We start from the raw sequence: 19,386 nt of genomic DNA, 5'->3' as shown, positions 1-19,386 counted from the left end.
TAACCGGCGGCGCGGAAGGTGCAGGCCGGCTCAGCCTGCACGGTAGGCGACATGACCGTTGACAACGGTCATGCGCACTTTGACCCGGAGCAGCGCCTCCGGGTCGCCGTCCGCGATTTCACGGTCGATGGCCGTGAAATCCGCCCGCATGCCGGGAGCGATGGCGCCGCGCTCCCGGGATTCGCCGGCAGCCGCTGCGCTGCCGGTCGTGAAGAGCCCGAGCGCCTCGCGAAGGCTCAGCTTCTCTTGCGGCAAGTAGCCGGGGTGGGTCTCCCCCGGCTTGCGCCGCGTCACCGCCGCGTGCAGCCCGAGGAACGGGCTGAGCGGCTCAATCGGCGCGTCGCTGCCGCCGGCGCATGGAATGCCGGCCGCGAGCAGCTTTTTCCATGCGTACAGATGGCTTGTCCGCTGCGGGCCGACCCGCTCCAGCACCCAAGGGAAGTCGCTGGCGACAAACCGCGGCTGGATGTCCGCGATCAGCCGGAGCGCCTTCATCTCCTCCACCAGTCCGGCGTCCAGCACCTGAGCGTGGATGAAACGGTCCGGCAGCGCCGCCGAATGCTGCAGCGGAACGCTGCGCATGGCAGCCAGCGTCATCCGGGCCGCCGCATCGCCGATGGCATGCACCGCCACCGGATACTCCAGCCGGCGTGCGGCGGCAACGATGCCGTTCAGTTCTTCCTGCGTATGGATGGCGATCCCGCGCGTCTCCGGAGCGTCGCTGTAAGGCAGCTCCAAAAGCGCGGTGCGGCCGCCGATGGCACCGTCGGAGAACAGCTTGACCGCGCCGAGCCGCAGCCATTCATCGCCGCTGCCGGCGGCCAGTCCCAACTCCGCAAGCTCCGGCAGCGCCGAATGAAACAGCAGCTGGTGGGTGCGGAAGAGCACCCCTTCCTCGCGCAGCTCCCGGTGCAGGCGCAGCATGGTGCCGATATCGCCGAGCAGGCGCAGGTCCTCGGTATGGACGGCTGTCAGCCCGAGCGACAGCGCATGGGCAATGCCGCGGCGCAGCGCGTTTTTCTTCTGCGCGTAATCCGGCGTGGGTTGCACCGCAGCAAAGGGGGCGGAGGCATCCTCATAGATCCACCCGTTCAAAGCGCCGTCCGGTCCGCGCCCGTACGCGCCGGAGGCGAAATCCGGCGTGTTTTCGGTCACGCCGGCCCGCCGGAACGCCTCGCTGTTGCCGAGGAACGCATGGAAGCAGGTGCGCGTCAGAAACACAGGATGCAACGGCGCTGCGGCATCGAGCTCATGTATATCCGGCGCAGCGGCCGGCGTAAACTCATTTTCATTCCAGTTCAGGCCGAGAATCCATTCTCCGGGCGCCGTGGCCTGTGCCCGTTCCGAAATCGCGCGCAGCATCTCCGCCTTGGAGGTCATCCCGGTAAAATCCAGCATATCGAGCTTCATGCCCGTCATGCCGAGATGGACATGCGCATCGACGAGGCCGGGCAGGACCCGGGCGCCGTCGAAATCGACGACCTCATAGGTTTTGCCGCTGAGCGCAAGCATCAGCTCGCTGCGCGGTCCGACCGCGGCGATGACTCCATTTTCCGCATATACGGCATCTGCCGCCCTGCCCGCGCCTCCGTCTATTTTTCCGTTGATAAACAATACATTGCGCATTTCCTGCGCCTCCTTCTATACCCGCAAAGGCATGGGCTCCGGTTTATTGCCTGCGGTAGGCAAGCGCCGGAAGCATGAACCCGCGGATTTAATATGATGGTGAAGAGCCTTATTTTTCTTCCGAAGGAGTGATTTCCTTGAGAATCGATATCGGCTGCGGCACAAGCAAAGAGCCCGGTTATTTCGGAATCGACCGCATGCTCTATCCGGGCGTCGATCTGGTCTGCGATATTGAGGAAGGCATTCCGCTGCCGGATGACAGTGCCGAATTCGTCATGGCCAGCCGGGTGCTGCCCTATGTCGGGGATCTGATGCGCGCAATGGCCGAAATCTACCGGATCAGCATTCATAAAGGCGTAGTCTGCATTCTCGCCCCATACGCGCACAGCTTTCCGCATCTCTCGAACCCTTTTTTCAAACAGAAATTCGATGAATACACCCCAAGGTATTTAACCGGCCGGTTCTATCAGCCGCGGAATACCGCGATATCCCCCGAAATCCCCGATTATCCGGCGCCGACGCCGCCCTTTGACTTCCGGCTTTTGCGGATGGAGCTGTTTTATCGATATCCGTTTAATGAAGCACTGTACGAAGCCGAGGAGCTGGAAGTGCTCAAGACCTTGCAGGCCAATGTGGTGCACGAGATCATGTACCATTTTGCCGTCGTCAAACAGGAAATCTCGCCCCAAGAGCTGGAGGCCTTAAGCCAAAAGCTGCATCCCGAGCCAAAATCGCTGCATGAGCGCCGCCGTCTCGTCCAGTACATGCAGGGAATGCACGATCTTCGTTAAATAAATCGGCGGACAAACAAGAAACGCCATCCCCCGTCATAGGCTAATATAGCACAAGAAAGACAGCACATCGTCCTTTTGCAGGGGATGGTCTGCTTTTTTTCGTTATTCGCCATGCTATCATTCACCCGCAAGGAGGTGATAATCATTCCACTCGTCGTTCGGTCCACAGTCAATGCAACCGGAGCCATCACCTTTACAGGGAACACGCTCGGCCTGAGCCGTTCGGATACCTCCGGCGTCCCCGGAACCCAGGACAGTATCGGTGCATTCAGCACAATCAATACCTCCTCCACCTTTGGGACCTACCCTGCCGGAACGACAAGCGCCTATCAAAGCAACAGTGCATCGGCGATACTTGTTCTTCCCGCCGGCAGCACTGTCATCTATGCCGAGTTGATTTGGGGCGGATCCTACATCAACGGCAATGTCAATCTCAGCTCGGCGATTAATAATCCGGTTACCTTTACGACCCCTGCAGGTACAAGCTCCGTTACGCCCGATTCTGCGACCGCCAATAGCGTCGATCTTGGCAACGGCGCTTCCGCCTATGTACGTTCGGCTAATGTCACCAGCCTTGTGGCGGCCGGCGGTGCCGGGACCTATACGGTGGGAGGCGTCGTCGGCACGATCGTCATTACCGGCGATTCAACCGCAAACCATGCCGGCTGGACGCTGGGCGTCATTTACTCCAATCCTTCGCTGCCGTTCCGCAACATGTCCCTGCGTGCAGGTGCAGTCTTGGTGCAGGCCTCCTCCGCCCCCGTAGTGACGACAATAACCGGCTTCGCCACCCCGGTCACCGGTACGCTTGGCGGACGCATCCTGTTCAGCGCGCAGGAAGGCGACGCCAACCGTTCAGGGGATCAGGCGCTGTTTGGTCCGACCTCCGCGACGCAAGCGGCATTGTCGGGTCCAAACAACTTTGCCAATAACTTTTTCGCCTCCCAGATCAACAATGATGCGGGCAACCTGAATACGACGGGCACGTTCGGCAACCGCAACCAGACCAACGGCAGCCCCGGTTCCAACATTGTCGGCGGCAGACAGGGCTGGGACATTACCAATGTCGACGTTTCGGCAAGGCTGGTCAACAACCAGTCCTCCGCCGTGCTCACGCTCACCACCTCCGGCGATGCCTACGTTGTCAACGGAAATGCCATTCAGGTGGACATCAATGCGCCTAAAATCAATGTGACCAAAAGCTCCAACGTCGCCGGAACCATCGTCGGCGATACGGTTACGTACACCGTTAACGTCAGCAATACCGGAACGGCCAGCGCCGCCAGCGTGGTATTATCCGACCCGCTTGCGGCCGGGTTGACCTTCGTTACGGGAAGCGTTGTCGTTGCCGGCGTATCCAGGCCTACCGCGGACGTAACTACAGGCGTCCCGCTCGGCTCGCTGGCGCTTGGCACCTCCATCACGGTTACATACCAGGCCCGGATCTCTTCGCTGCCGGGCTCGCAGACGGTTCCCAATACGGCCAGCGCCGCTTTTACCTTTCAAAGCGTTGCCGGCGGTTCGACCATCAGCGGGGTTATTCCGTCCAACACCGTTACGCTTCCGGTGTATTCGCCTGTTCTCGGCATCGTCAAGAGCTCCAATATCGCCAATGCTACCGTAGGCGACACCATTACCTATACGCTGCAGATTTCGAATACCGGCAACATCGGGGCCGTCACCACCCTGACGGATAACATTCCGGCAGGCAGCACTTATGTGCCCGGCTCATTCACCGTCAACGGAACGCCGGTTGCGGGCAATCCCGCCGCCGGAATTGCCATCGGTACCATTGCTGCAGGCGGCAGCTCGACGGTGCAGTTTCAGATCGTCGTGAACAGCCTGCCGTCGCCGCCGCAGCTGGTTGATCAGGCGACCGCCGCTTATACGTATGTCGTGCCGGACGGACGGACCGTGTCCGGATCGGCCGCGTCCAATACGCTGACTCTCCCGGTCGCGTTGCCGAATGTCACAGTCGCCAAAACGGCCAACCTGTCCGATGCCGCCGTGGGGGATACGCTGACTTACACTTCGGTCATCAGCAACAACGGCATCGTGCCGATTACCAGTGTCATCTTTTCCGATCCGATTCCGGCTGGAAGCACCTTTGTTGCCGGGAGCGTATCTGTCGGCGGGACTCCCAGGCTGACCGCCAATCCGGCAACGGGCATCAATGTCGGGGCGATCCCGGCAGGAAGCAGCATCGCAGTTACCTTTCAGGTCAGCGTCGGGTCCGTGCCTGCCGGGGGACAGCTGTCCAACCGGTCTTCCGTATCGTACAGTTCGGGAACCTTTACCGGAATCAGCCAGTCGAATTCCATTGCGACACCGGTATACCAGCCCGTCATCGCCATTGCCAAAAGCGCCAATGTCTCCAGCGCAACGGTGGGCGGGAATATCGTCTACACCTTGCAGGTACAGAATACAGGGAACCTTGCAGCCGTCGTAACGCTGACGGACAATATCCCGGCCGGCTCGGCCTTTGTGCCGGGCAGCGTGACGGTGAACGGCGTCAACCGGCCCGGCGACACGCCGACCGGCGGCATCGCGCTGGGCTCCATCGCGCCGGGGGTCACGGTCCCCGTCACTTTCCAGACGGCGGTACAATCGCTGCCATCACCCGCCGTTTTAACCGACCAGGGGAGCGCCGCATACACGTACCAGCTGCCAAGCGGACGGTCTTTGGCCGGCAGCAGCGTCTCCAATACGCTGAGCCTGCCGGTATCTGCGCCGAATATTACCTTGGCCAAAACGACGAACCGGACGTCGGCCGCCATCGGCGAAAACATTACGTATACGATCGCGGTCAGCAACCCCAGCGGCGTAGCCGTGAGCAATGTCGTACTCTCCGACAGTATTCCAAACGGCGGCAACTTTGTTGCCGGCAGCGTAACGATCAACGGATCGCCTGCCGGCTCCGCCAATCCGAATGCAGGGATCGCGCTTGGCCCCCTTGCGGCAGGAGCAACAACCACAGTATCGTTTCTCGTCAACGCCGCTTTCCTGCCTTCGCCGGCGCAGCTCGCCAACCAGGCCAGCGCATCGTTTACCGCCGGAAGCTTCAGCGGCACCGCATTGTCGAACACCGTCTCTACCTCGCTCTTCATACCGGTTATCGCTTTGGTGAAAAGCACAAATGTCGCCCAGGCATCCGTCGGCGGCTCCGTCACGTTCATGATTCAGGCGAGCAATACGGGAAATATTGCGGCACAGCTCAATCTGACGGATCTTTTGCCGCCGCAGGCCGTATTCGAAACCAACAGCGTCATTGTGGGGGGCACCCCGCTGCCCGGCTACAGTCCGGCAACCGGCATTCCGGTCGGCCCGCTCGCGCCGGGCGACAGCGTGATGATCAGCTTTGTCGTCACCGTCGTCAGCCTGCCGCCCAACCAGCAGCTCGTGAACTCGGCGGCCGCCTCCTTCACCTTCACGCTGCCCGACGGGCGGCAGCTTGGAGCAAACACGGCATCCAATACGATCTCCGTTCCTGTATCCGCGCCGAACATCAGCGTCGTCAAAAGCGTAAACGCCATCGACGCCGTCACCGGGGACACCCTCACGTTTACCTCGGTGCTGACCAACACCGGAATCGCTAACGTCACAAACATCATTTTCAGCGATCCCTTGCCTGCCAATGCAGCTTTTGTACCCGGCAGCGTAACCGTCCGCGGCATCACCCAGCCGCTGGCCGTTCCGTCCGCCGGCATTCAAATCGGCAGTCTGGCCCCCGGGGCTTCAGTTGCCGTAACCTTTGAGGTGGTGATAACCATGCCGATTCCTTCACAGATTAACAACCAGTCAACCGTCAGCTTTACGTCCGGGGTGTTCTCCGGCTCATCCACATCCAATGTGACGACGACCCCGGTGACCCAGCCGCAGATCTCGCTTGTCAAAAGCGCAAGCGATCTGAACGCAACGGTCGGCGACACGATCGCCTACTCCATCGTAGTCAGCAACACCGGCAATTTGGCGGCAAACGTGACGCTTACGGACAACATTCCTGCCGGAACGACCTTTGATCCGAACAGCGTCATTGTTGGCGGATTCCCGGTTCCCGGCGTTTCTCCGGACACCGGCATTCCGGTGGGAACGGTGGCTGCGGGCGCAAGCGTCACGGTCAGCTTCAGCGTATTTATCGTCTCGCTGCCCACGCCGCAGCAGCTGGTCAATCAGGCGACGACCACCTTTACGTATACGCCGCCGGATGGCCGCACCTTAACCGGCTCCGCGTTGTCCAATACGGTTACTATCACGGTATCGGCACCGAACGTAACCGTGGTGAAGAGCACGCCGTCCAAGGCCGCCGCGCTCGGCGATACGATCGCTTATACCGTCAATGTCACGAATAGCGGGACGGATCCGGTAAACAGCGTCATCCTGACAGACCCGACGCCCGGCGGTTCCGCTTTCGTGGCGGGCAGCGTGTTTGTCAACGGCGTATCGTTTCCGTCCTCGAATCCGGCCACCGGCATTTCACTGGGTACGCTGGCTTCCGGCGCTTCGGCCACCGTCACGTACAGTGTGACCGTTACCTCCGTTCCGGCGGATGCCTCGATTGACAACCAGGCTACCGTCACCTATACCTCCGGAGTCTTTTCCGGCTCTGTTTTTTCCAATCCGGTCTCGGTTCCGGTCTCCCAGCCGGACATCGCCGTCGTCAAATCCGCGAGCACCTCAAACGCCACCGTCGGCGATACCGTCAGCTATACCCTGACCATCACCAACACCGGGAACTATCCGGCCACGCTTACCGTGACGGATAATATCCCTGCCGGCACTACCTTTGTGCCGAACAGCGTGCTCGTGAACGGCTTGCCGCTGCCGGCGGCCGATCCGGTTACCGGCATTGCCGCCGGAACCATTGCGGCAGGAGGTACAGTAACCGTTACCTTCTCGGTGGTCATTACCTCGCTGCCGACGCCGCAGTTTCTGGTTAACCAAGGTACGGCGGGTTACAGCTTCACCTTGTCCGACGGGCGGACGCTTAGCGGTTCCGCACTGTCCAACACCGTTACCATTCCGGTATCGAACCCGAATCTCGGGGTCGTCAAGTCGACGGCGACGACAGCCACGACCGTGGGCGACACGATTGCGTATTCCGTCGTTCTGACCAATAACGGTATCGCTGCCGTCAACAATGTCGTATTCACCGATGCCCTGCCGTCCGGTACCGTCTTTGTCACGGGAAGCGTAACGGTCGACGGCGTGCCGCGCCCATCCGTTTCGCCGGCAACCGGCGTCACCGTCGGCAACATCGCGCCGGGCGCTTCCGTAACCGTGACGTTCCAGGTGCTCGTGACGGCTTTGACCGGAAACGGAGGCATCACCAACCAGTCTTCGGTCAGCTTCACCTCCGGTGCAAGCTCCAACGTAGCTTTCTCTAATATTTCCGTTACACCGGATTACGTGCCGATTCTTACGGCAGTCAAAACCGGCAATACCGCCAATGCGACCGTAGGCGATACGGTGACCTACACGGTAGTGGTCAGCAACACCGGCAACTATCCGGCAACCGCTACGCTATCCGATACGATTCCTGCCGGCTCGACGCTGGTGCCGAACAGCGTTCTGATCGGCGGTTCGCCGGTGCCGGGGGCCGATCCGGCAACGGGCGTGCCGCTTGGCACCATCGCTGCCGGAGCCACGGTTACCGTGACGTACTCGGTGGTGATCGTTTCGCTGCCGGCCAGCCAGCAGTTGTCCAACCAAGCGGTCATTTCCTCCGCCTACACGCTGCCTGACGGCCGCACCTTCAATCAGACGATTTCATCCAACGTGAATCGGATTCCGGTATCCTCGCCGGATGTCGTTGTGACCAAAACAACGTCGGTCATCGATGCCGTCGTCGGCGATACCGTCCCGTACAGCATCACTGTGGCCAATGCGGGCATTGCGCCGGTCAATAATGTCGTGCTGAGCGATATCATCCCGGCGGGTACGAATTTTGTAACCGGAAGCGTCGCCGTTGACGGAGTGCCGGTGCCTGGGGCCAACCCGGCGGCAGGCGTAGCGCTCGGTACGATCGCCCCGGGCGCATCGGTACTGGTAACCTTCAATATTCACGTCAATGAGCTGCCGGTGCCGGCCAGCCTGAATAACCAGGCTTCGGTCAGCTTTACATCCGGCGCCTTCTCCGGTGCAGCCTTCTCGAACGCACTCGTCACACCGGTGTACCAGCCGCTCATCAACGTCGTCAAGAGCGCGGATACGGCTAATGCGACTGTAGGGGATACCGTAACCTACTTCCTAAACGTCACGAACGCCGGCAACCTGGCGGCCACCGTAACGGTCACCGACGCGATTCCGCCTGGCGCCGTCTTCGTACCGAACAGCGTCCTCGTGAACGGCGTGCCCCAGCCCGGCGCCGATCCGGCTTCCGGCATCAACATCGGCACCGTGGCCCCCGGAGCCACGGTTCAGGTCACAGTTTCGCTGCAGGTTACAGTGGCTTCGCTTCCGTCTCCGCAGCAGCTCGTCAACCAGGCCGGAGCCACCTTCACGTTTACGCCGCCGGATGGACGCCTCCTGAGCGGATCGTCCTTATCGAACACGCTGGTGATCCCGGTATCGTCGCCGGATGTCTCGGTCGTCAAAAGCACCTCGGCGATCGACGCGGTCGTCGGCGACCTGATTACGTACACGATCGTCGTGACCAACAACGGCATCGTGACGGTCAGCAACGTCCTGCTGGTGGATCCGATTCCTGCCGGCAGCCAGTTTGTGATCGGCAGCGTGTCGGTGGACGGCGTATTCCGTCCGGCTGCGAACCCGGCGGCGGGTATCGTCATCGGCTCCATTGCTGCAGGCGCCTCGTCAACCGTTACCTTCCAGGTTCAGGTAATCTCGATATGACTCCCGTATCGCGCTCCGGACCGGTGGTAAAGAATCAATCCAGGGTGCTCTACAGCTCCGCAGCGGGTACTGACGCGATCGCCTTCTCCAATACCGTTAATACTTCTGTCGTGAGTCCGGTTCTGTCCGTCTTCAAAACCGCAAGTGCGATCAGCGTCTCCCTTGGCGACACCCTGGTTTACAAGATCTCCGTACGAAACAACGGCAATGTTGCAGGAGAAGCTACGCTGATCGATCCGCTTCCGCAGGGGGTTTCGTTTATCGCCAACAGCGTGCTCAGAGACGGAGTGCCCCTTCCGGGGGTCACTCCGTCTTCGGGCATTCCCCTCGGCCCAATTGCGCCGGGAACCCAGGTCAACATCTCGTTCCAGGTCATCGTCGTCTCGCTGCCCGCATCGCTTGAACTGCAGAACCAGGCGACGGCCCGCTATGCTTTCGTCACGCCCGAAGGCCGCGAGGTTCAAGGCGAGGTCTCATCGAATGTATCCAAGGTCTCACTGGCGGCGTACTTGCTGTCGAGTTTTTTAAGCGCTAATACAAATACAACCTTTGTCGGAGATGTCATTACTTATACGCTGCAGCTACGCAATGAAGGGGCACGGACATTATCCGGCCTGCTGGCCAGGATTCCGCTTCCCGAAGGCGCCGCTTTTATTCCCGGCAGCGTCATCGTCGGCAACATGTACGTGCCGGGCGATGATCCGGCCATCGGCATTCCGCTCGGCGCGCTGGTGCCGGGTGCAAGCCTATCGATCTCCTTCAGGGCCAGGGTGACGTTGGCTCCGCCTTCACCGGTGCTTGGTACAAAAGCCGTTACCTCATACGGGGAGGGTGACGAGAAGTATGCGACAACAAGCAACCTGGCAGAAATAAACGTGGTGTCTCCCGGCTTTACAATCCGTTTGCGTACCGACTTGACGAAGGCTGTTCCCGGCGACAATCTGCGTTATGAATTCAACGTAATCAACGACGGTAATCTAGCCGTTGATGCGATACTGATCGATGCCATTCCGTCCGGCACGCTGTTCGTGTGGGACAGCATCACCGTAAACGGCGTTCCGCGGAAGGGCATCCGCCCGGGTGACGGCATTCCGCTGGGTACGATCCGGGCCGGGGAACGCGTCATCGTTCGATTTCTGGTCTCCATCCCTGCGTTCACCGATATCCGCACTTTGCCCGCGATCAGCAATCAGGGCAGCATTCAATATACCTTTTTGCTGCCGGACGGGCGAAATGTCCGGCAATCGGAATCGTCGAATCTCGTGATGACGCAGCTCTTCTCGCCTGTCATCACGGTCGAGATCGCCAATGATCCGCCCATCGTGGAGACCGGAGGCATCGTCGGCTTCCGCATCACCGTGCATAACAGCGGCAATACCCCGGCTGAAGTATCGGTCATCCGGATCATTCCCCCGGCAACGATACTGGATCCGGATCTGGTCTATGTCAGTACCTTGGGCAGCCACGGCGTGCCATACAGCGGAGCGGTGCAGCTTGGAACGCTGGCCCCCGGTGAATCGGCTACAATCTCCTACTACGTCAAGGTGAATGTCGATTACCTCGGCCATATCATTACTGGTTACTGTAACGCACTCTACACGTTCGCCCTGGATACGCGTAAATATTCCGGCGAAGCCCGTTCGAACAGCTATCAGATTCAAATCGAAGAATTCAGCGAATAAAAGGTGGAAGTCCCGACTTCTTCACATATCCCCCCTCCCCCTGAATATACTTTAGTTACAGCATCCGAAGTTCTGCACCCGCTTTGATCGGTTCATATTCCATGGGAGGTGGTCCGCTTGTCGCAGTCGCCCGGTCACTACTCGTTTGTCGTCTCCAAAGAAGACTGGTCCCTTCACCGCAAAGGCCATCAGGATCAGGAACGCCATCAGCAGAAGGTCAGGGAAGCGATCAAGGCGAACCTTCCCGATCTGGTCACGGAGGAGAACATCATCATGTCGGACGGCAAGCAGATTGTAAAAGTGCCGATCCGCAGCCTGGACGAATACCGGATTGTTTATAATTTTCGCAAGCAAAAGCATGTCGGGCAAGGCGACGGGGACAGCCAGGTCGGTGATGTGCTCGGCCGCGATCCGCAGTCCGCGCAACCCGGCAAAGGGGATAAAGCCGGCGACCAGCCGGGCCATGACACCGTCGAAGCCGAAGTCGACCTGGAGGATCTGGAGGACATTCTGTTCCATGACTTTGAGCTTCCGCGGCTCAAGCAGAAGGAGAAGGAAGAAATCGAGGTCAAATCAATCGTGTTCAACGATATCCGCAAAAAAGGCATGATGTCCAATATCGACAAAAAGCGGACGCTGCTCGAAAATCTGCGGCGCAACGCCAGCAGCGGACGGCCCGGCATCCACGGCATCAGCCCGGATGATTTGCGCTACAAAACCTGGGACGACGTCACCGTGCCCCATTCCAATGCGGTCATTATCGCGATGATGGATACGTCGGGGTCCATGGGCACCTTTGAGAAATACTGCGCCCGCAGCTTCTTTTTCTGGATGACCCGGTTCCTGCGCCGCCAATACGAAAAGGTCGAAATCGTCTTTCTCGCCCATCATACGGAAGCCAAGGAAGTCAGCGAACATGACTTTTTCACGCGCGGCGAAAGCGGAGGCACGATCTGCTCCTCGGCCTATCAAAAAGCGATCGATATTATCGACAGCCGGTACCCGCCGGCCAAATACAATATTTATCCGTTCCATTTCTCCGACGGCGACAATCTCACCTCCGACAACGAACGCTGCGTTAAGCTGATCGGCGAGCTGCTGAAGCGCAGCAACATGTTCGGCTACGGGGAGGTCAACCAGTATAACCGCAGCAGCACGCTGATGTCCGCCTACCGGCATCTGAAGCAGGAGCAGTTCATGCATTACGTCATCAAAGATAAGAAGGAAGTATACCAGGCGCTGAAGACCTTTTTCGGAAAAAAAGATCTGGCCAAAACATGACCCGCCATTCAGGGGGATGAACGCGAAATTTCAGTCCGTTGCATTCGATGCCATTCGATGCAGCGGATTTCTTGTGTGGAAGCAGCAACGGATTCGGCCATCGACAGCTGTACGCGACTCGCTTTAAAAGGCCAGAATATCGCGCACCGCCTGCAGCCGCACCGGATCGACGGGCCGAAGCGGATCGCCCTGCTCCCTGACTGCCGACCCGAAATGCACGCGGTTTACTGCCGTTTGCGCGATGAAATCCCGCAGATTATCAGCGTTTAAGCCGCTGCCCGCCAGAATGGATAGACTTGCCGCCGCCGCCGTCCGCCGCTCCAGCTCGGCGATCCGTTTGGCCCCCTCGGGTGCGGTGGGCCGGCCGCCTGAGGTCAAAATATCGGTAATTTGCGGATAACGCGACAATGCCTCCAGCGCCGCAAACTGATCCAGTACTTCATCGAATGCCCGGTGAAACGTAACTGTAAGGCCTGCTGCCGCATCCAGTAGCCGTTTCAGCAGTTCTTCATCCACTGCCCCGTCCGGCGTAAGCATGCCCATGACCAGAGACAGATTGCCGACGGAGACGATATGACGGATATCGCGGAGCATCGTCCGCACATCGGCATCATTATAATGGAAGGAACGGGCATGGGGACGGATCATTACTCTTACCGGAATGCCGACGGCTGCCCGCACTTCTTCGATCAGACCCAAACTGGGCGTCAACCCGCCCTCGCGGATGCCGGTAATCAGCTCGATCCGGTCCGCACCATAGTGCTCGGCGACAATCGCATCTTGGACTGTCGTTGCAATCACTTCCAGCAGCATCTTTATCTTCCTCCCCGTTTAATTTTTTATAGTATATAATTTTTTATAGTATAATGGATATCTTCCCGCCCCGCTTGAACAATACGTTATCTTCCTCATCCCTTCATCATCGGATACCCTTTACCCGCGAAAACAAAAAGGCAGCCGATTTCCGTTGCCGGAAATGGACTGCCATTATGGTGAATGCTCCCTGTCGTTTAACTCTCGCCCTTATCCCTGAAAAAGCACCAGCGACTGCCGCAGATCACCGGCCAGCGCCTCAAGCCGTCCCGAGAGCGCCACCAGCTCCTCGCTGACCGTAAACTGCTCGGACGATTTCGACGCAACTTCCTGCGTCGAAGCGTTCGTCTGCTGCACGACGCAGGTCACGCTGCTCATCGCTTCGCCAAGCTGGCGCTGGAACCCGGCCAGCTCCGCCACCGCCGCCGAGGATTGGCCCAGGTAAGCGATGAATTGCTCCATCTCGCCGCGCACGCTTTCGAAGATGCCGGACGATTCGCGAACCGACTCGATTTGTTCGCGGAAGAGCGGGGCGGCTTCGCCGACAGCCGCTACCGTCTCTTCGATGTGGCTGCTGATCTCCTCCGTGATGCGGGATACCGATTGAATCGACTGGTTCGACTGGTCGGCCAGGGTACGGATCTCATTGGCAATAACGACAAATCCCCGTCCGGCTGCTCCCGCGCGCACCGCTTCGATCGTCGCATTCAGCGCCAGAATATTGGTCTGCTTGTTGATCGCGACCATCGGGGCGAGGATGCTGCGGATCAGATGCGTGCTCTCCCGCAGCTTCGCGGCATTGTCCTGGATGAGATCCATCATCCGGACCGTCAGCTCACTTTGCTTCACGAGCTGCTCCATCAGTTCGCCGCCCTGGTCGCTGACGGCCATGACCTTCGTGGCCGACGTATCCATCACGGCGTTGATATCCGCAACTTCGCTCATCTTGTCGCCCATCCGCTCGACATTGCGGTTGCTGCTTTCCGCTTCCTGCGCCAGACTGCGCGCACCTTCGGCGATCTCGCCTGTCGCCGCCGCCACCTCCCGGGCGTGGGCGGAGGTCTGCGCCGAAGCCTTGACCAGCTGTTCGGAGGTGGAGAGCACCGCCTCCGCCGAAGCGCCGCTCTGCCCGGCGAGCAGCGAGATCTGTTCCATCATCCGGTTGAAGCTGTGACCCACCCGGCCGATTTCATCCTGGCCCTTGAACGAGGTGCGAACCTGCAGATTGCCGCGTTCGCCTTCCTCCATCAAGCGGGCCAGCTTCCCGAGCGGGCGGCCGATCAGCCGCACGAGAATGTAGCCGATCAGCAGCGCCAGCAGCACGGCTACGAGCACGACGGACAAGGTGATATACAGCAGCTTGTCCGCCGACTTCGTGAATTCGCTGACCGGCGCATAGCCGAGCAGCGTCCATTTGGCGGTGGCCAGCGGCTGGTACACGACCAGCTCCGGCGTCCCTTTTTCATCCTTCGCGGTGAATGATTGCTGTTCATCCGCTGCCTTGTCCGCAACATTTATGTATGAGGTCTGATCCAGGAGGTTTTGATCTGCCGCGTATACGACGGTTCCCTGTGGATCAACGATTCGGATTTCGCCTTTCGTTCCGATATGCAGATTGGACAATACATCTGTCAGGGCCGAGCTTTTGATCTCGATCAGCATATAATATTCGGCGGCGGGATTCTGGATGTTGCGCAGCAGCCGGCCCATTGTAAGCGTCGGTTCGCTGTAAACATCGAAGAAACCCTTGACCCGCACCGGAAACCAGACGGGATTCCCTTTGGCGGCTTCAATCTCCTTGACGCGAGCCTCGATTCCTTCGTCGCTGCGGACGCCGCTGATCCCCGCCGATTTGTAGGACTCGGCATCGACCATGCTTTTTTTGACCAGCCGTACGCCCATGAGGCGTTCGTCGGAGCCTTTGACAGAATCCAGCTTGCGGCGCACCCGGTCTTCGGCAGCAACCTTGTTGACCGTATCCGCCCCGGATTGGTTAACCGTCTCTAAATCCTCTTTCAGCACGGAATCCACGGCGAATTGTCTTGAAAGCGCTTCATATTCAGCCAGCAGAAAATCTAGCTTGTCCGCCGCCTGAACGATGGATTGCGAGGAGGCGTCGGCTACCTCATCGGTGATAATCCCTTTTGCCGAATAGTAAGACGTTAATCCCAATACGGAAGCCAAAAGCACGATGGTGCAGAATAAAATGACAAACAATTTGACGCCAACCGACTTGAAATGGAGGGTTCCCGGCTGCTTCATTACGCTCTCTCCTCATTTAAAATAAAGATACAGCCGCAAAGCAGATGCTGACGGCTGTATCTCGGGTTCGGTGATGTATGAATAAATTTTCGGATTAACCTTTGCTTGCGCCTGAGGTCAAGCCGTCGACGAGCATCCGCTGCAGGAAAGCGAACAGAATCATGATCGGTACGGAAATCATGACCGCACCGGCGGCGAACAGCGTAAAGTTGCTGTTCTGCATGCTGTTGACCATATCCCACATCCCTACGGCAACCGTCCATTTTTCCTTGGAACGCAGAATAAGTTTGGCAAAAATAAAGTCTACCCACGGCCCGACGAATTGCGTCAGCGCCATATAGGTTATCATCGGCCGGGACAGCGGCAGGATGATCCGGGAGAAAATACCAAAGTTGCTGGCTCCGTCGATCCGCGCCGCTTCATCAAGCGAGCGGGGGATCGTGTCCAGGAAGCCTTTGGCAATGAGCGTTCCGCCAAGCGGGGCGCCGGCCGCATACACGATAATGAGCGCCATATGCGTGTTCAGCAGGTCGAATTCCTTGAGCAGCAGGTAGATCGCGACCATGCTCATGAAGCCAGGGAACATCCCGAGAATGAGCAGCGTCGACATCGTCGCTTTGCGGCTCTTGAAGCGGAAACGGGACAAGGCGTAACTGGTGAGCAAGGTCAACAGAACCCCGATCAGCATCGAGAATACGGCGATCTTCAGCGTATTCATGTACCAGGTACCGAACATGTACACCGGCGAGGTGAACAGTTCCTTATAATGGTCGAGCGTAAAATGTTCCGGAATCAATGTTTTGCTGTACAGCGACTTGCCCGGCCGGAGCGAAGAGAGCAGGATCCACAGCGCCGGATAGAGGGCCGCAATCGCCAGAATGACCAGCACGATGTAACTGAGCGTCAGGCGGATAAAATTCGCAAGTTTGCGTCCGATCATTGGATCATATCCTCCTCTTGGAATGACTTGGTCCGCCGGAAGTTATACAAGGAGAACCCGGCAACGATAATGAAGAGAATAATGCCGATGGCGGAAGCCATGTTGTTTTTGTTCTGATCCGAGGTCAGTTTATATAGCCATGTTACCAGGAGGTCCGTCGAACCCGCATATTGGTAGTCCCCTTTCACCGGGCCACCGCCGGTAAGCAGGTAAATGGCGTTAAAGTTGTTGATATTGCCGGCAAACTGCATAATCAGGGTAGGCGCAGTCGAGAACAGCACCATCGGCAGCGTCACGATGCGGAACTTCTGATAGTTCGACGCCCCGTCGACTTCGGCCGCTTCGTACATGTCGCGCGAAATCGTCGTCAGCACACCCATAATGAGCAGCATGGATACCGGAATACCCACCCACATATTTACGAGAATTACAGTAACCTTGGCCCAGAACGGATCGGTCAGCCATGGCAGGCCGCCAAGCCCGAAGTAGCCGAGATACTGGTTGATCGGACCGAATTGTCCGTTGAACAGGTTGCGCATCAGCAGCAAGGAAATCATCTGCGGAACGGCATAAGGAATGATCAGAATCAAACGCCATACCCCTTTGAAGCGGATACCTTTTTGATTGATCAGAAGCGCGACCAGGAGGCCGCCGAAATACGTGGTTACGGTGGACAGCACAGCCCAGACAACCGTCCAGGTTAAAACGCCGTAGAAGGTTTGGCTCCAGGTTTTAAGCACGAGCAGATTGCGGAAGGTTTCAAAACCGACCCAATCCACCAGCTTGGCCGGAGGAATATGATCCGGTGCGGCATAGTTGGTAAAGGCAAGCATGATCATGAAGATAATCGGCATAATTGTGAAGAATAAAATGCCGATACCCGGAAGAATTAAAAAGGTCTGAGCGAATTTATAATCCAAAATATATCGCACGCTTTGCTTAAAGCTGTTGGCTTCACGGCCGCTTTCGCGTTCCGTGCCAATCTTGTAAGCATCCCGGATGTTCATAATCCAGGCCATTAATAACACTGCGAAAAACATCAGCGTAATCAGGCTTTCGATCAGGATGATGATCGAGTGGTCGCCGGGAACCATTCTCGTGATGCCCTTGACCTTCTCCAGATGGTTCGGGGTTTCACCGAGCGTGGAGATGCCCCAGAAGGCTCTCCCGAGCGTATTGATGAAATAAACAAGGCCTAGTGCCTCTACGGCCAGAAAAAGAAGCCCTTTGATGAATTGGCGGTTATATATTTGTCCCAATCCCATGAATATTGTCGACAGTATTGCGGCTCTCGTACGGTGTCGCTGCATTCCCTTCCGTTCTCCTCTCCGCCGCGGAACTCAAGGAAACCGCCCGCCGTGAAGATGCGGCGGGCGACTCCATTCCACAGTTTGCTATTGAATGATACTGCTGAACCTTATTTCGAGGTTCCGTTGTTCAGATCTTTGATTTGTTGAACCGCTTTGTCCATTGCCGCTTTCGGATCGGCATTGTTATCCCAAATTTCTGGCAGAGCCGCATTCACTGGGCTCCATACGTTGCCCATTTCCGGAATGGAAGGCATCGGCTGGGAGTTTTTCGCTTGTTCAGCAAAGGCGGAGATATAAGGGTCGCCGGTGATTTGCGGATCTTTCAGCGCTTCGTTGTTCGTAGGAATCGAACCGATCAGTTTGTTCAAGAGAAGCTGAGCGTCTTTGCTGGAAGCAAAGTGAGCGTACAGTTTAGCGGCGTTAGGATATTGCGTATATGCGTTTACGCCGAAAATTTTGATACCGGAGAACGAAATGGCTGTTTTGCCGGCAATCGTCGGGATTGGAGCAATGCCCAGGTTGTCGCCGAGAGCCGCTTTATAGCCAGCCAATTCCCATGGGCCTGTGATGTCCATAGCCACGTCGCCGGAGTTGAACAAGCTGCGTTTGATGTCGGCGTTGATATCGCCGCTCTTAATCGGCAGTGCTTCTTTCACTTTGGCGAATTCTTTCAAACCTTGGATAGCAGCATCGCTGTTGAGGCCGATATCGTCTTTGTTTGTGCCGTTGTCGCCGAACAGGTAACCGCCGGTGGAAGCGATGAAGGCGTAGCTGTAATACATGTTGCCGACTTCCCACATAATGCCGTATCTGTTCTTGGCTTTATCCGTGAACGTTTTGCTGAATGCAATAACGTCGTCGAACGACTTCGGTGCTTCTTTTACCAGCGATTTGTTGTAGTACAGGGCATACGTCTCAGCTGCACGAGGGTAGCCGTAAAGCTCGCCGTCGTAGGAAGCGCCGGTGATGGAAGCTTCAGTGTTGTCGGCTTTCGTTTGCTCTGCAAAAATATCGTTTGGCAGCAGAAGGCTTGCGCTTGCCGCTTTACCCAGGTTGTCATGCGGGATCAGGATAACGTCGGCAGCCAGGCCCGAAGGTCCGTCCTGGGACAGCTTCGTCACTTGATCCGGCGGAGCTACCTCTTCAATCTTCACTTGAACGCCGTATTTTTCGGTAAACTGCTTGGCGATTTCTTCTGCAAACGGTCTTTCTTCTTTACTTTCCCATACGACCAGGGATGCGCCTGGTTCAGGTGTAACTTCGTCGGTAGCCGTAGCCGTGTTTCCGCTGTTTGTAGCGGTGTTATCTGTAGTTGCCGTATTTTCCGCCGGCGCGTTTGTCGCTGCAGCGTTGCCCCCGTTGTTTGCGTTGTTGTTGTTTGAGCCGCAAGCCGTCATGGACACTGCCATAGAGAACGCCGCAGTCGCAACCAATACTTTCTTGAATTTCATTGACTTTACCCCTCCCGATTTTATGTAGCATGGAACTGCTTCAAGGTACTGCTCGTGGTACTGTACATAGAACGGTTCATGCAACGGTTCATGGAACAGTCCATGGTACCGCTTCATGGCGCTGCCAAACTTTGCGCAAACGATTTCAGGAGAGTTAAAAAAAATTGGTTTTTCGATTCCATTTTCTCCTGAATACGCTTCATCAAGTTCTGGAAAGCGCTTCACTTCTAAATTCATAATACAACAGGAATGGTAATTGTAAAAACGTTTGCACATAGTCAATTCAGCCATTTAGAACGATTTATTGCATAAAATTATACTTTTACCTCCTCTTTTACACGATTCCTCTTATTTTCGCCCACTTTCTCTATTCAA

General features: G+C 57.4%; 10 protein-coding genes. 4 read left to right on the top strand and 6 right to left on the bottom strand.

Going from position 1 to position 19,386, the window contains the following annotated elements; translation table 11 throughout:
• Positions 1 to 30: 30 nt before the first annotated feature.
• On the bottom strand, positions 31 to 1,626 hold the full coding sequence (locus tag BMW84_RS00450) for an amidohydrolase (RefSeq protein WP_091063206.1): 1,596 nt from the start codon (positions 1,624 to 1,626) through the stop codon (positions 31 to 33).
• A 137-nt stretch (positions 1,627 to 1,763) separates the two neighbouring features.
• Here BMW84_RS00450 and BMW84_RS00445 point away from each other — a divergent pair, with 137 nt between their 5' ends.
• From BMW84_RS00445 to yhbH, 4 genes are all read left to right on the top strand, one after another.
• A complete protein-coding gene (locus BMW84_RS00445; protein WP_091063204.1) occupies positions 1,764 to 2,417 on the top strand; it encodes a methyltransferase domain-containing protein in 654 nt (217 codons plus the stop codon).
• Positions 2,418 to 2,555: 138 nt separating this feature from the next.
• Positions 2,556 to 9,272, top strand: a complete 6,717-nt coding sequence (locus tag BMW84_RS00440) for a DUF7507 domain-containing protein (protein ID WP_091067851.1) — start codon at positions 2,556 to 2,558, stop codon at positions 9,270 to 9,272.
• Entirely contained in the window at positions 9,269 to 10,954 is a 1,686-nt protein-coding gene (locus BMW84_RS00435) for a COG1361 family protein (RefSeq protein ID WP_091063202.1), read from the top strand. Before BMW84_RS00440 ends, BMW84_RS00435 begins: the two co-directional genes overlap by 4 nt.
• A gap of 117 nt (positions 10,955 to 11,071) precedes the next feature.
• On the top strand, positions 11,072 to 12,235 hold the full coding sequence (gene yhbH, locus BMW84_RS00430; RefSeq protein ID WP_091063199.1) for a sporulation protein YhbH: 1,164 nt from the start codon (positions 11,072 to 11,074) through the stop codon (positions 12,233 to 12,235).
• A 123-nt stretch (positions 12,236 to 12,358) separates the two neighbouring features.
• Here yhbH and BMW84_RS00425 read toward each other — a convergent pair whose 3' ends face one another.
• From BMW84_RS00425 to BMW84_RS00405, 5 genes are all read right to left on the bottom strand, one after another.
• A complete protein-coding gene (locus BMW84_RS00425; RefSeq protein ID WP_091063197.1) occupies positions 12,359 to 13,048 on the bottom strand; it encodes a copper homeostasis protein CutC in 690 nt (229 codons plus the stop codon).
• Between the two features lie 210 nt (positions 13,049 to 13,258).
• Positions 13,259 to 15,310 (bottom strand): methyl-accepting chemotaxis protein, encoded by a 2,052-nt coding sequence (locus BMW84_RS00420; RefSeq protein WP_091063194.1) that lies wholly within the window; start codon positions 15,308 to 15,310, stop codon positions 13,259 to 13,261.
• A gap of 94 nt (positions 15,311 to 15,404) precedes the next feature.
• Entirely contained in the window at positions 15,405 to 16,250 is an 846-nt protein-coding gene (locus tag BMW84_RS00415) for a sugar ABC transporter permease (RefSeq protein WP_175498624.1), read from the bottom strand.
• Positions 16,247 to 17,560, bottom strand: coding sequence for a sugar ABC transporter permease (locus tag BMW84_RS00410; protein WP_091063192.1), 1,314 nt, complete (start codon positions 17,558 to 17,560; stop codon positions 16,247 to 16,249). Before BMW84_RS00410 ends, BMW84_RS00415 begins: the two co-directional genes overlap by 4 nt.
• Positions 17,561 to 17,667: 107 nt before the next feature.
• Positions 17,668 to 19,011: a sugar ABC transporter substrate-binding protein gene (locus BMW84_RS00405; RefSeq protein WP_091063189.1), complete on the bottom strand. Its 1,344-nt coding sequence runs from the start codon at positions 19,009 to 19,011 to the stop codon at positions 17,668 to 17,670.
• Between the last annotated feature and the right edge of the window lie 375 nt (positions 19,012 to 19,386).

Source organism: Paenibacillus sp. NFR01, from assembly GCF_900111565.1.
GTDB lineage: Bacteria > Bacillota > Bacilli > Paenibacillales > Paenibacillaceae > Paenibacillus_AQ.
Note: the sequence above shows the minus strand (reverse complement) of the source record. Positions and strands in the feature narration are given on the sequence as shown.